This is a genomic window from Aeromicrobium camelliae (assembly GCF_003850045.1).
In the GTDB taxonomy this organism is placed as follows: domain Bacteria; phylum Actinomycetota; class Actinomycetes; order Propionibacteriales; family Nocardioidaceae; genus Aeromicrobium; species Aeromicrobium camelliae.
Genome location: NZ_RQJX01000020.1, coordinates 33,394 through 45,785, shown reverse-complemented (window position 1 = coordinate 45,785; position 12,392 = coordinate 33,394). Strand labels below are relative to the sequence as shown.

The 12,392-nt window shown below is 70.2% G+C and carries 15 protein-coding genes; 8 read left to right on the top strand and 7 right to left on the bottom strand.

Features of this window, described 5'->3' with window-relative positions:
- Positions 1-101: 101 nt before the first annotated feature.
- Together EHW97_RS13180 and EHW97_RS13175 are read left to right on the top strand one after the other, a co-directional pair.
- Positions 102-1,199 carry an S-(hydroxymethyl)mycothiol dehydrogenase gene (locus EHW97_RS13180; RefSeq protein ID WP_124237643.1) on the top strand — a complete coding sequence of 366 codons (1,098 nt, stop codon included), beginning with the start codon at positions 102-104 and terminating at the stop codon, positions 1,197-1,199.
- The gene (locus tag EHW97_RS13175) at positions 1,196-1,825 is read left to right on the top strand and encodes an MBL fold metallo-hydrolase (protein ID WP_124237642.1); all 630 of its coding nucleotides are present in this window, start codon (positions 1,196-1,198) and stop codon (positions 1,823-1,825) included. Before EHW97_RS13180 ends, EHW97_RS13175 begins: the two co-directional genes overlap by 4 nt.
- Before the next feature lie 12 nt (positions 1,826-1,837).
- On the opposite strand, the gene fdhD is transcribed toward EHW97_RS13175, so the two are convergent.
- Together fdhD and EHW97_RS13165 are read right to left on the bottom strand one after the other, a co-directional pair.
- The gene (gene fdhD / locus EHW97_RS13170; RefSeq protein ID WP_124237641.1) at positions 1,838-2,662 is read right to left on the bottom strand and encodes a formate dehydrogenase accessory sulfurtransferase FdhD; all 825 of its coding nucleotides are present in this window, start codon (positions 2,660-2,662) and stop codon (positions 1,838-1,840) included.
- A 22-nt stretch (positions 2,663-2,684) separates the two neighbouring features.
- Positions 2,685-3,506, bottom strand: a complete 822-nt coding sequence (locus EHW97_RS13165; protein ID WP_124237640.1) for an alpha/beta fold hydrolase — start codon at positions 3,504-3,506, stop codon at positions 2,685-2,687.
- Between the two features lie 98 nt (positions 3,507-3,604).
- On the opposite strand from EHW97_RS13165, the gene EHW97_RS13160 reads away from it, so the two are divergent.
- From EHW97_RS13160 to EHW97_RS15380, 3 genes are all read left to right on the top strand, one after another.
- Positions 3,605-4,357, top strand: a complete 753-nt coding sequence (locus tag EHW97_RS13160; protein WP_124237639.1) for an ABC transporter permease — start codon at positions 3,605-3,607, stop codon at positions 4,355-4,357.
- Positions 4,358-4,405: 48 nt separating this feature from the next.
- A complete protein-coding gene (gene ald / locus EHW97_RS13155) occupies positions 4,406-5,452 on the top strand; it encodes an alanine dehydrogenase (protein ID WP_124237638.1) in 1,047 nt (348 codons plus the stop codon).
- A 178-nt stretch (positions 5,453-5,630) separates the two neighbouring features.
- A complete protein-coding gene (locus EHW97_RS15380; RefSeq protein ID WP_166367508.1) occupies positions 5,631-5,792 on the top strand; it encodes a hypothetical protein in 162 nt (53 codons plus the stop codon).
- A gap of 4 nt (positions 5,793-5,796) precedes the next feature.
- Here EHW97_RS15380 and EHW97_RS15375 read toward each other — a convergent pair whose 3' ends face one another.
- The 3 genes from EHW97_RS15375 to EHW97_RS13145 form a co-directional block, all read right to left on the bottom strand.
- Positions 5,797-5,940: a hypothetical protein gene (locus tag EHW97_RS15375; protein WP_166367507.1), complete on the bottom strand. Its 144-nt coding sequence runs from the start codon at positions 5,938-5,940 to the stop codon at positions 5,797-5,799.
- Positions 5,941-6,025: 85 nt separating this feature from the next.
- The gene (locus EHW97_RS13150; protein ID WP_124237637.1) at positions 6,026-6,781 is read right to left on the bottom strand and encodes an SDR family NAD(P)-dependent oxidoreductase; all 756 of its coding nucleotides are present in this window, start codon (positions 6,779-6,781) and stop codon (positions 6,026-6,028) included.
- 8 nt (positions 6,782-6,789) lie between these two features.
- On the bottom strand, positions 6,790-7,923 hold the full coding sequence (locus EHW97_RS13145; protein ID WP_124237636.1) for an acyl-CoA dehydrogenase family protein: 1,134 nt from the start codon (positions 7,921-7,923) through the stop codon (positions 6,790-6,792).
- 61 nt (positions 7,924-7,984) lie between these two features.
- Between EHW97_RS13145 and EHW97_RS13140 the strand changes: the two genes are divergently transcribed.
- From EHW97_RS13140 to EHW97_RS13130, 3 genes are read left to right on the top strand one after another with little or no spacing between them, the layout of a single operon-like run.
- Positions 7,985-8,596 (top strand): TetR/AcrR family transcriptional regulator, encoded by a 612-nt coding sequence (locus EHW97_RS13140; protein WP_124237635.1) that lies wholly within the window; start codon positions 7,985-7,987, stop codon positions 8,594-8,596.
- Positions 8,593-9,570 carry an NAD(P)H-dependent flavin oxidoreductase gene (locus tag EHW97_RS13135; RefSeq protein ID WP_124237634.1) on the top strand — a complete coding sequence of 326 codons (978 nt, stop codon included), beginning with the start codon at positions 8,593-8,595 and terminating at the stop codon, positions 9,568-9,570. Before EHW97_RS13140 ends, EHW97_RS13135 begins: the two co-directional genes overlap by 4 nt.
- Positions 9,567-11,075, top strand: a complete 1,509-nt coding sequence (locus EHW97_RS13130; protein ID WP_124237633.1) for an acyl-CoA synthetase — start codon at positions 9,567-9,569, stop codon at positions 11,073-11,075. The genes EHW97_RS13135 and EHW97_RS13130 overlap by 4 nt, the downstream gene beginning before the upstream one ends.
- Here EHW97_RS13130 and folP read toward each other — a convergent pair.
- Together folP and arfB are read right to left on the bottom strand one after the other, a co-directional pair.
- Complete coding sequence (gene folP / locus EHW97_RS13125; RefSeq protein WP_124237632.1) at positions 11,072-11,938, bottom strand: dihydropteroate synthase; 867 nt, start codon at positions 11,936-11,938, stop codon at positions 11,072-11,074. The genes EHW97_RS13130 and folP overlap by 4 nt on opposite strands.
- 4 nt (positions 11,939-11,942) lie before the next feature.
- Positions 11,943-12,359: an alternative ribosome rescue aminoacyl-tRNA hydrolase ArfB gene (gene arfB, locus EHW97_RS13120; RefSeq protein ID WP_124237631.1), complete on the bottom strand. Its 417-nt coding sequence runs from the start codon at positions 12,357-12,359 to the stop codon at positions 11,943-11,945.
- Between the last annotated feature and the right edge of the window lie 33 nt (positions 12,360-12,392).

The window sequence follows — 12,392 nt, the reverse complement described above, 5'->3', positions numbered from 1 at the left end:
CACGCTAACGTGCTTGGGCCTCGTCCGACACCGCGCCGAGCCCGCGTGCCGGGCGCATGCCATGATGCGAGGACGAAAGCCGATCCCGACCAGGAGAGTCCGTGCCTCAGACCGTTCAGGGCGTCGTCGCCCTCGCGAAGTCCGAACCCGTCCAGCTCGTCGACATCGTCATCCCCGACCCCGGTCCGGGCGAGGCGGTGGTGCGGGTGCAAGCCTGCGGCGTCTGCCACACGGACCTGCACTACCGGGAGGGCGGGATCAACGACGAGTTCCCGTTCCTGCTCGGCCACGAGGCCGCGGGCACCGTCGAAGCGGTGGGCGAGGGGGTCACCGAGGTCGCTCCGGGCGACTTCGTCGTGCTCAACTGGCGCGCCGTGTGCGGTGAGTGCCGCGCCTGCGACCGCGGCGAGCCGTGGTACTGCTTCGCCACCCACAACGCGAGCCAGAAGATGACTCTTACCGACGGCACTGAGCTGAGCCCCGCGCTCGGCATCGGCGCCTTCGCCGAGAAGACCCTCGTCGCCGCCGGGCAGTGCACGAAGGTCGACCCGGAGGCTCGCGCGGCCGCCGTGGGACTGCTGGGCTGCGGCGTGATGGCCGGGATCGGTGCCGCGATCAACACCGGCGGCGTGACCCGCGGCAAGAGCGTCGCGGTCATCGGCTGCGGCGGCGTCGGTGCCGCCTCGATCATGGGCTCGGCGGTCGCCGGAGCGTCGCCGATCATCGCCGTCGACATCGACGAGCGCAAGCTGGCGAAGGCCCGCGAGCTCGGTGCCACGCACGTCGTCAACAGCAAGGACGTCGATCCTGTCGAGGCGATCCGCGAGATCGTCGGCGGCAACGGCGCGGAGGGAGTCGACGTCGTCATCGAGGCCGTCGGCCGTCCCGAGACGTGGAAGCAGGCGTTCTACGCCCGCGACCTGGCCGGCGTGCTCGTCCTCGTCGGCGTGCCCACGCCCGACATGACCCTGCCCGACATCCCGCTGCTCGACGTCTTCGGTCGCGGCGGGGCGCTCAAGTCCAGCTGGTACGGCGACTGCCTGCCCAAGCGCGACTTCCCGATGCTCGTCGACCTGTACCAGCAGGGCCGGCTCGACCTCGACGCGTTCGTGACCGAGGAGATCGGCATCGGCGATATCGAGGCCGCGTTCGAGAAGATGCACCACGGCGACGTCCTGCGTTCGGTGGTGGTCCTGTGACCGCCCGCATCGAACGCGTCGCCACCTCGGGCCAGTTCAGTCTCGACGGCGGCACCTGGGACGTCGACAACAACGTCTGGCTGGTCGGCGACGACGAGGAGGTCCTCGTCATCGACGCGTCCCACGACGCCGACACCATCGCCGAGGCGATCGGCGGGCGGCGGGTGGTGGCGATCGTCCTCACCCACGGCCACAACGATCACGTCAACGCCGCGGTCGCGTTGCGGGAGCGGACCGGCGCGCCGATCTGGTTCCCGTTCGGCGATCACATGCTCTGGACGGCCGAGCACCCGCTCGAGGAGCCCGATTTCGATCTCGTCGCCGGCACGCAGTTCGAGGTCGCCGGGACCGTGCTGACCGCGATCGCGACGCCCGGGCACTCGCCGGGAAGCACCTGCCTGTATGCCGAGCAGCTGGGTGTGGTGTTCACCGGTGACACGCTGTTCAACGGAGGTCCCGGAGCCACGGGTCGCTCGTTCTCGTCGTTCGAGACGATCATCGATTCGATCCGCGACCGACTCCTGGTGCTGCCGGACGACACGGTCGTGCACACCGGTCACGGGGACGACACCCGCATCGGCGACGAGAAGCCGCACCTGCAGGAGTGGATCGACCGCGGCCACTGAGCGGCCCCGGCGTCAGACGATGCGGTCGCCGTGGGTGTAGACGTTGAAGGTCGCGCCGCGGGAGAATCCGACGAGCGTCACGCCGGTGCGCTCGGCCATATCGGCCGCGAGGCTCGACGGTGCGCTGACGGCCGCGAGAACGGGGATGCCCGCCATCGCGGCCTTCTGCACCAGTTCGAAGGAGGCCCGTCCGGACACCTGGAGGATGCGCCCGGTGAGCGGGAGCCGGCCTTCGGAGTAGGCGTGGCCGATCACCTTGTCGACGGCGTTGTGGCGGCCGACGTCCTCGCGGACGGCCTCGAGCGTTCCGTCCGGAGAGAAGATGCCGGCAGCGTGGAGCCCGCCCGTGGTCTCGAACAGCTCCTGCGACTCGCGGAGCCGGTCCGGTAGTGCGCTGATGACCTCCTCGCCGACCGTGATGCGGTCGGCGAGGAGGTCGTACGGCGTGGCGGTCTCGACCGCTTCGATGGAGTCGAGCCCGCAGATGCCGCAGGAGCTGGACGTGTAGACGTGACGGCGGCGCGCGGCGGCACGGACCGATCCCGTCCCGCGGATGGCCGCGTCGATGACGTTGAACGTGTTCTCCGCCAGGGGAGTGTCGTCCGCGCAGTACCGCATCGCCGCGATGTCGTCGGGCCCGACGGCGATGCCTTCGCTCACCAGGAATCCCGCCACCAGGTCGAAATCGTGACCGGGCGTGCGCATCGTGACCGCGAACTGCTCGCCGTCCACGCGGATCTCCAGGGGTTCCTCCGCGGCGAGCGTGTCGCGCCCGATGACGCGCGACGTCGCGACCCGCACCCGTTCGATGCGGCGTCGCTGAGTCGGCTTGGTCACGTCGTCATTGTGGCATCGACGTTCATGCCGCGAGGAAGTCGATCAGCCCGCGGTTGAACTCGTCGGCGTGGCTGACGTTGAAGCCGTGCGGAGCGTCGTCGACGACGATCAGTTCGGCGTCGACGATCAGTTCGGCGCTGCGGCGGCCGGAGACCTCGAACGGCACGATGGCGTCGCCCGCCCCGTGGATGACGAGCACCGGAATGTCGATTCGCGCCAGGTCGTCGCGGAAATCGGTACGGCTGAACGCGTCGATGCACCCCTGCACCGCCTCGTCCCGAGCCGGTGCCGAGAGGCCGAAGATGCGCCGCCGCTCGTCGTCGGTGACCTTCAGTTCGCCGTCGGAGGAGAAGAAGTTCACGCTGAACTCGTCGAAGAACGTCTCACGTCCGGTCTTGACGCCCTCGATCATCTGCTCCACGTCCTCGTCGCCGAGACCGCCCTCGGGGTTGTCGTCCGCCTTCAGCAGGTACGGCGGTACTGCTCCCGCGAGCACGGCCGAGCGCACACGGTGCGAGCCGTAGTTGCCGAGGTAGCGGGCGACCTCACCGCCGCCCATCGAGCAGCCGACGAGCGTCACGTCGTCGAGGTCGAGGCTGTCCAGCAGCCCCTTCAGGTCGGCCGCGAGCGTGTCGTAGTCGTATCCCGTCGCGGGTTTCTCCGAGCTCCCGAAGCCTCGCCGGTCGTACGTGACGACGCGGTAGCCCGATTCGGTGAGTGCCGGGATCTGCGACGCCCAGGAGGCCCCGCTGAGCGGCCAGCCATGGATGAGGACGACGGGGCGGCCGGTGCCGCCGGTGTCCTCGTAGGAGAGCGCAATGCCGTTGGCGTCCAGGGTGGGCATCGAGGGTCCTCTCGAGAGACGATGCGGTTCTCTTCGACGGTAGGTGCTGGTGCGCGCCCTCGCAGGCCGAGCCGCGGTGAGGTGGGACGCTTGGCCGCATGAACACGGTGCACCTCGGCTGGGCCCTCGGCGCGGTGATCGTCCTGCTCGCGGGCGCTGCTGCGATCATCACCGCGACCAGCGGGCTCGGCCGCTGGCGCACGCCGGTGATCGCGAGCGCGCGCGCCGTGGCGCAGCTCGCTGCGGTCAGCTCAGTGATCGGCCTCGCCCTGGAGTCGCTGTGGGGGACCTTGGGCTTCATCGCCCTGATGGCGGGCGTCGCGACGTGGACCGCGGGGCGCCGTATCGCGCCCACGGGGGAGCGCGGCGTTGCGTGGCTCCTGATCCCGATCCTTCTCGGCGTCGCTCCGCCGCTGGGCCTCGCCGTTCTTCTGCGGGTGGTGCCGGCCGAGCCCATCGCGGTGCTGCCGCTCGCGGGCATCCTCATCGGCGGCGCGATGACGGCCACCTCGGTGAGCGGTCGCCGGGTCGTGGAGGTGTTGCGGGACCAGCGCGGTTCCTACGAAGCGGCGCTCGCGATCGGGCTCAGCGCACGGCAGGCGGTCGGACTGGTGGCACGCCCTGCCGCCGCACTCGCGCTCGTGCCCGGCCAGGATCAGACCCGCACGGTCGGCCTCGTCACGCTCCCTGGTGCCTTCGTGGGCCTGATCCTGGCGGGTGCCTCTCCGGTCGAGGCGGGAGCCGCTCAGGTGCTGATCCTCGTCGCGCTGCTGGCCGTCCAGGCCGGCGCCGCGGCGGTGACGGTCGAACTCGTCGCGGCGGGACGTCTGGCTGCGCTGCCCGTCCGGTGAGCACGATCAACGGTTGCGGTGGCGCGGACGCTCTGGTGATCTAAGTCCATGAGAATCGGCGTCGTCACGGAGATCAAGAACCACGAAGATCGGGTGGCGCTGACCCCGGCCGGCGCCGCGACCCTGGTGCAGGACGGGCACGAGGTCATCGTGCAGGCCGGCGCCGGAGCCGGCTCCTACTTCTCCGACGACGAGTACCGGGCCGCGGGCGCGCGGATCTACGAGACCTCGAGCGACGTGTGGGCCGACGCCGATCTGCTGCTCAAGGTCAAGGAGCCGATCGAGCCCGAGTACCGGCGCTTGCGCGCAGGTCAGGTGCTCTTCACCTACCTGCACCTGGCAGCGGACCCGACCGGGACCCGCGCCATCCTGGACAGCGGCACGACGGCGATCGCGTACGAGACGGTGCAGGGCGCCGACGGATCCCTGCCGCTGCTCGCCCCGATGTCGGAGGTCGCCGGTCGGCTCGCGGCCCAGGTCGGCGCCTATCACCTGATGAGTTCCGCGGGCGGCCGTGGAGTGTTGCCCGGCGGTGTGCCCGGCGTCGCCCCGGCCAAGGTCGTGGTCATCGGCGGCGGCGTGTCCGGGACCCAGGCGGCGACGATCGCGCTCGGCATGGGAGCGCACGTGACCGTGCTGGATCTCAGCGTGCCGCGGTTGCGCGAGCTCGACGTGCACTTCGGCGGCCGCGTGATGACGTTGGCCTCGAACCCCCATGTGATCGAGGAGCAGGTGCTCGAGGCCGACCTGGTCATCGGCGCGGTGCTCGTGCCGGGGGCGAAGGCGCCGACGCTCGTCAGCAACGAACTGGTGTCCCGGGTCCGTCCGGGCACCGTCTTCGTCGACATCTCGATCGATCAGGGCGGGTGCTTCGAGGACTCCCGTCCCACGACGCACGACGACCCCGCGTTCCCGGTCCACGACGCGCTCTTCTACTGCGTCGCGAACATGCCCGGCTCGGTCCCGCGCACGTCCACCCTCGCGCTGACGAACGTCACGCTGCCCTACATCCGCCGCCTCGCGCGTGACGGCTGGCGCGAGGCTCTCGCGGACGATCCGGGGTTCGCGGCCGGGCTCAGCGCGCATGCCGGATAGCTCACCAACCGGCACGTGGGAGACGCGCTCGGCATCGCCCACGTGCCGACGAACGAGGTGCTCGCCGAAAGCTGAGCGGGGACGCGACCGAGATCACATCGTGCCGATGGTGGTGGGCTGAGCAGCATGGCGCAGAATAGATGCCACATCATCGATATGAACTCGGATCGGAGGAAAAATGCCGATCGCATTGCGGTTGGTCCTATTGCTCGCTCTCGGCGTGGCGATCGTGGTTTTCGGGCGTCGTCGTCACAGCGAGGCCCTGGTCTACGGCGGCGGTGCCATCACCGCGCTCACCGGCACGACCTTCATCGCCTTCGCCGCAGCGACGATCCTCTGACGCGCTAGTCCTCCGGGTCCTCCAACGGGACCGGGCGCTCCTCATCGGGGAGGACGACGTTCTCCGGCTCCTCGTCCTGCCAGACGTCCTGCTGCTGCTCGGCCACGTCGTGGTCGGGCGCCGGGGATTCGATGAACGGGTCGGACATCTCCACCTCCTCGTCGATGCGTCTTCTCGCTCCAGCACACCACACGGCGCAAGCCGGCGCGACCGGAGATGACGCCGCGGGTTCGTCAGCGAGGAGCCATGCGCAGCGCGCCGTCCATGCGGATCGTCTCGCCGTTGAGGTAGTCGTGCTCGACGATCATCGTGACGAGCTGTGCGTACTCCTCGGGCGCCGCGAGGCGCTGGGGGAACGGCACCCCGGCGGCGAGTCCCGCGCGGAACTCCTCACTGACCGTCGCGAGCATCGGGGTGTCGACGATGCCGGGGGCGACGGTGTTGACCCGGATGCCGAACTGCGCGAGGTCGCGGGCCGCGGGCAGGGTCATGCCCACGACGCCGCCCTTGCTCGAGGAGTACGCGACCTGCCCGATCTGTCCGTCGAAGGCGGCGATCGACGCCGTGTTGACGACGACACCGCGCTGGCCGTGCTCCAGCGGCTCGGTCTGCGCGATGGCCTCGGCGGCGAGCGCGAGCACCGTGAACGTGCCTACGAGGTTGACCTGCACGACCTTCGCGTACAGCGCCAGATCGTGGACTCCCTTGCGGCCGAGGATACGAGCCGAGGGTCCGATGCCGGCGCAGTTGACGACGGTCCGCAGGGGCAGGGTCGCGGAGGCCTGGCGGACCGCTTCGCGCACCTGCCCCTCGTCGGTCACGTCCGTGGGCACGTACGTGATGCGCTCGTCGCCGGGTGCTTTGTCGATCGCCGATGCGAGGTCCAGCGCGTAGACGTGCGCGCCCTTCGCGATGAGCGCGGCGGCGGTGGCGGCGCCGAGACCGGAGGCTCCGCCGGTGACGATGGCTGCGGTGTCCTTGACCTGCATGAATGCTCCTACTGCTTCTTGAGGCTGCGTCCGATGACGAGCCGCTGAATCTGGTTGGTGCCCTCGAAGATCTGCATGACCTTCGTCTCGCGCATGTAGCGCTCGACGGGGAAGTCCTTCGTGTAGCCGGCGCCTCCGAGCACCTGGACCGCGTCCGTGGTGACTTTCATGGCGTTGTCGGTCGCGACGAGTTTGGCGATCGACGCCTGCCGGGTGAAGGGGCGGCCGGCGTCGCGCAGCCGTGCGGCCGCGAGGTAGGTCGCGCGGGCCGACTCGACGGCGGCGGCCATGTCGGCGAGCACGAACGCGAGCCCCTGGTGGTCGATGATGGGCTGACCGAACGTCTCGCGTTCCTTGGCGTAGCGGACCGCGGCGTCGAGGGCGCCCTGCGCGACGCCGGTCGCCACCGCGGCGATGCCGAGCCGCCCGGAGTCGAGGCCGGCGAGCGCGATCGACAGGCCTTGGCCCTCCTCGCCGAGCCGGCGCTCCACCGGGACTCGGACGTTGTCGAACAGCATCGTCGCGGTGGTGGAGCCCATCAGCCCCATCTTGTCCTCGGGGTGGTCGGCGGAGAGCCCCTCCGCGTCGCCGGGGACAAGAAAGCACGTGATGCCGTTGTCGGTGCGGGCCATGACCTTGTAGAAGTCGGCCTGCCCGCCGTGCGTGGTCCAGGCCTTCGCGCCGTTGATGACGTACTCGTCACCGTCGCGGCGAGCAGACGTGCGCATGGCGCCAGGGTCGGACCCCGCGTGCGCTTCGGACAGGCAGTAGGCCCCCAGCAGGTCACCGCCGAGCATGTCGGGCAGCCAGCGCTGCCGCTGGTCCTCGGTTCCCGCGGTGAAGAGGCCGAAACACGACAGCGCATGCACGCTCGTGCCGACGCCGACCGAGGCCCAGCCCGCGCCGATCTCCTCGAGCACCTGGAGGTAGACCTCGTAGGACTGTCCACCTCCGCCGTACTCCTCGGGGTAGGGGAGGCCGAGCAGGCCCGCCTTGCCGAGGAGGCGGAACACCTCGCGGGGGAAGCTGCCGTCGCGCTCGTGCTGGTCGACGATCGGCCGCATCTCCTTGTCGACGATCTGGCGCGTGAGGGCGATGAGGTCCTCGGCTTCGCGCGTGGGCAGGAGGCGTTCGGCAGGCACGTTCGCATCCTTTCGGGTCCGGTACTAGTACCAGCGGGCTTCTTTCGGTACTGTAACGCACGTGAGCCCGGTCACCCATCCACCCCGTCCGCGGGGTGCTCGTGGGCGCGAGGCGTTGCTCGACGACCTCATCGAGCTCTACCTCGCCGAAGGCTTCCTCCGTTTCGGTGTCGCCGAACTCGCTGCTCGTCTGCGCTGCTCCAAGAGCACGCTGTACCTCATCGCGGAGAGCAAGGAGCAGATCATCGTGACCGCCGTCCGCGCGTTCTTCCGGCGGGCGACCGAGCACGTCGAGACTCGCGTCGCCGAGCACGCCGGGTCCGCCTCAGCCGTCGGCGTCTACCTCGCCGCGATCGCGGAGGAGTTGCGGCCGGCGTCACCGGCGTTCTTCGCCGACCTCGACGCGTTCGAGCCCGCCGGCCGGATCTACCAGCAGAACACCCGTATCGCGGCGCGACGTGTGCAAGCGCTCGTGCGCTCGGTCGACGACGCCCCCGGGCCGCTCACCTCCGCCTTCGTGGGGGCGGTCGCCGGTCAGGTCATGGAGGCGATCCATCGCGGCGAGATCGAGGCACTGACCGGCCTCGACGACTCGAACGCCTACCACCAACTCGCCGCGCTGCTCACGGCCGGCACCGATCACCCGTCCGGGGAAAGGACACAGCCTGCATGATCACCACCGAGTTCACGCGAGAATACGGAGTCGACCATCCCATCGTCGTCGGCGGAATGACCGGGCTCGGCACCGCACCGCTCATCAGTGCGGTCGCCAACGCCGGGGCCCTGGGTTTCCTCACCGCGTTGACGCAGCCCACGCCCGAGGACCTGGTCAAGGAGATCGCGCGGACGCGTGACCTCACCGACCGCCCGTTCGGTGTCAACCTGACGATCCTGCCCACGATCCAGCCGGTCCCGTACGAGGAGTACCGCGCGGCGATCGTGGAGTCGGGCATCACGGTCGTCGAGACCGCCGGGTCGAGCCCCGAGCCTCACCTGCCGGACTTCAAGGCCGCCGGCATCAAGGTCATCCACAAGGCCACGAGCGTGCGGCACGCGCTCTCCGCCCAGCGCAAGGGCGTCGACGCGATCAGCATCGACGGGTTCGAGTGCGCCGGACACCCGGGCGAGGACGACGTCCCGGGTCTGGTGCTGATCCCCGCGGCGGCCAAGGCGCTCGACATCCCGATCATCGCCTCCGGTGGCCTGGCGACGGGGTCGGGCCTCGTGGCCGCGCTGGCGCTCGGTGCCTGCGCCGTCAACATGGGCACGCGTTTCATGGCGACCACCGAGGCGCCCATCCACGAGAACGTCAAGGACCAGATCGTGGCCAACACCGAGCGCGACACCGTGTTGGTCTTCCGCGAGTTCCACAACACCGCCCGGGTGGTGCGCAACTCGATCTCGGAGAAGATCGTCGAGATCAGCCAGCAGGACGGCGCGACGTTCGAGGACATCGCGCCCCTCGCCTCCGGCGCGCGCGGCCGTCAGAAGGTCCTCGAGGAGGGCGACATGGAAGGCGGCATGTGGTGGGCCGGTCAGGCTCAAGGCCTCATCGACTCGGTGGGAAGCTGCCAGGAGATCGTCGACGAGATCATCGCCGAGGCCGAGGGCATCATCCGCGACCGGCTGCCGGGGTACCTCGCATGACCGGGGCGGACCGCAACACCGTCGACCAGGTCCTGCACCGCAGCGCCCGCCGGACGCCCGATCGGGTCGCCCTGCGCTTCGCCGACCGCAGCTGGACGTACGCGGAGCTCGACGACGCGGTCAGCCGCACGGCGCGGTACCTGCTCGACCTCGGTCTGCAACCGGGTGACCGCGTGGCGGCGTACGGCAAGAACTCCGACGCCTACCTGCTCGGCTACCTCGGCTGCTCGCGGGCCGGACTGGTGCACGTGCCGATCAACTTCGCGCTGACCGGCGGCGAGCTGGAGTACCTGCTGGAGGACAGCGGCGCGACCACGGTCCTCGTCGATCCCGCGCTCGAACCCACCCTCGCCGCGACCGCGGTGCCGGTCGAGCACACGATCGTCCTGCGTGACGCTCCCGACGCCCTGGTGGAACGGGTGCGGTCGGGCGACGTGCCCATCATCGACGTTGAGGTCAGCGACACCGACCTCGTGCAGTTGCTGTACACGTCCGGCACCACGTCACGGCCCAAGGGCGCGATGATGACGCACCGCGCGCTGGTCCACGAGTACGTGTCGTCGATCATCGCGCTGGACTTCACGCCGGCCGACGAGCCGCTCCACCCCATGCCGCTGTATCACTCTGCGGGCATGCACGTGTTCCTCATGCCGTACCTCATGGTGGGCGCGACCAATCACCTCATGGAGGTGCCCGACGTCCCGACGGTGCTGCGGCTCATCGAGGAGCGGGGGATCGGGTCGCTGTTCCTGGCGCCGACGGTGTGGGTGCCGTTGTCGAACCACCCCGACTTCGGTCAACGCGATCTTCGCAGCCTGCGCAAGGCGTACTACGGCGCGTCGATCATGCCCGGACCGGTGCTGCAGCGACTGCGGGACGCGCTGCCGGGCCTCGGCTTCTACAACTGCTTCGGGCAGTCTGAGATCGGGCCGCTGGCCACCGTGCTGCGTCCCGAGGAGCACGACGCCCGTCCGGATTCTTGCGGGCGCGCGGTGACCTTCGTGGAGCTCAAGGTCGTCGACACCGAGGGCCGTGAGGTGCCGCCGGGCGAGGCCGGCGAGGTCGTCTACCGGTCGCCGCAGCTGTGCCAGGGCTATTGGAACAAGCCGGAGGCGACCCAGGAGGCGTTCGCCGACGGGTGGTTCCACTCCGGCGACCTGGTCCGGGTGGACGCCGAGGGCTACCTGACGGTCGTGGACCGGATCAAGGACGTCATCAACACCGGCGGCGTCCTCGTCGCCTCGCGCGAGGTCGAGGACGCGCTCTACACGCATCCGGCCGTCGCCGAGGTCGCGGTGATCGGCACCCCCGACGAGCGCTGGATCGAGGCGGTGACCGCCGTGGTCGTGACCAAGGGGGAGGTCACTGAGGCCGAGCTCATCGCCTACGCCAAGGAACGGCTGGCCGGCTACAAGGTGCCGAAGCGCGTCCACCTGGTCGAGGAACTGCCTCGCAACCAGTCGGGCAAGCTGCTCAAGCGCGTGCTGCGCGACGAGTTGACCTAGGCGAGGCCGCGGCGCGGCCGGGCGGGTGGACGGTCGCCACGGATACTGGCGACCATCTCCAGGACCCGCCGCGTCGCGGTCACGTCGTGCGCGCGGAACACCGCCGCGCCGTGCCAGGCGGCGATCGCGGTGGCGGCCAGCGTCCCCTCGAGGCGGTCGTCGACGCCCAGGTCGAGGGTTTCGCCGACGAAGTCCTTGCGGGACAGCGCCATGAGCACGGGCCAGCCCGTCGCGACGAGCTCGTCGGTACGGCGCAGCAGTTCCAGCCCGTGGAAGGTGTTCTTGCCGAAGTCGTGCGTGGGGTCGATGAGGATCCCCTCGCGCGGTACCCCGCGCTTCACGAGGCTCTCGGCCGCGGCCGTGGTCTCCTCCGCGACGCTGCGTACCACGTCGTCGTAAGCCACCCGGAACGGATCGGTACGCGGCTCGGCCCCGCCGGTGTGCGAGCACACGTATCCGCAGCCGAAGGCTGCGGCGACGTCCGCCAGCTCCGGGTCGGCGCCCGCCCAGGTGTCGTTGAGCAGATCGGCGCCGGCGTCGGCGCAGCGGGCTCCCACCTCCGCGCGCCACGTGTCGACGCTGATCACGAGGTCGTCGAAGCGTTCCCGCACCCGGGCGACGAACGGGACGGTGCGCTCGATCTCCTCGGCCACCGTCACCTCGGCACCGGTACCGGCCTTGACGCCGCCGATGTCGACGATGTCCGCGCCGGCATCGACCGCCCGCTCCACCGCCTCGAGCGCCCGGTGCGGGTCGAAGGTCGCACCACGGTCGAAGAAGGAGTCCGGGGTGCGGTTGACGATCGCCATGACGAGCGCCCGGTCGCGTGTCACGGTGCGGCCGCGGAAGGTGAGCGTCGGCATGCGGTCAGGGTTCCACACGGCGCGAGCGCTTGAGCTCGCTGCGTCGGCGTTTCGCGTCGAGACGGCGCTGATCGGCCGCCCGCGACTTGCGCGTGGGCTTGCGGCGGGCCACCGGAGCGACCGCCGCGGTGACGAGTTCCTCGAGCCTGACCCGAGCGGCCTCTCGGTTGCGGTGCTGGGAGCGGTAGCGCGACGAGGCGACCGCGATGACGCCCTCCGCGGTCAGCCGGGACCTGAGCCGCTCGGCGGCGCGCCCCTTCTCATCGTCATCGAGGACTGCCGAGTCCGCCAGCGACCAGAGCACCTCGGCGCGGGTGTCCGCGGTGTTGACGTGCTGACCGCCCGGACCCGAGGACCTGCTGAACCGCCAGCTCAGCTCCTCCTCGGGCAGCCGGATGCGGCCGTGTCGTCGGGTACTCACCCGTCGATCATGGCAGCGCACCCGTTGATGATC

Bases quoted from the DNA above. Each gene is read 5' to 3' on its own strand.
- EHW97_RS13165 (WP_124237640.1), bottom strand. From the start codon at position 3,506: ATGCCCACCCTGGACGCCAACGGCATTGCGCTCTCCTACGAGGACACC.
- EHW97_RS13160 (WP_124237639.1), top strand. From the start codon at position 3,605: ATGAACACGGTGCACCTCGGCTGGGCCCTCGGCGCGGTGATCGTCCTG.
- ald (WP_124237638.1), top strand. From the start codon at position 4,406: ATGAGAATCGGCGTCGTCACGGAGATCAAGAACCACGAAGATCGGGTG.
- EHW97_RS15380 (WP_166367508.1), top strand. From the start codon at position 5,631: ATGCCGATCGCATTGCGGTTGGTCCTATTGCTCGCTCTCGGCGTGGCG.
- EHW97_RS15375 (WP_166367507.1), bottom strand. From the start codon at position 5,940: ATGTCCGACCCGTTCATCGAATCCCCGGCGCCCGACCACGACGTGGCC.
- EHW97_RS13150 (WP_124237637.1), bottom strand. From the start codon at position 6,781: ATGCAGGTCAAGGACACCGCAGCCATCGTCACCGGCGGAGCCTCCGGT.
- EHW97_RS13135 (WP_124237634.1), top strand. From the start codon at position 8,593: ATGATCACCACCGAGTTCACGCGAGAATACGGAGTCGACCATCCCATC.
- EHW97_RS13130 (WP_124237633.1), top strand. From the start codon at position 9,567: ATGACCGGGGCGGACCGCAACACCGTCGACCAGGTCCTGCACCGCAGC.
- folP (WP_124237632.1), bottom strand. From the start codon at position 11,938: ATGCCGACGCTCACCTTCCGCGGCCGCACCGTGACACGCGACCGGGCG.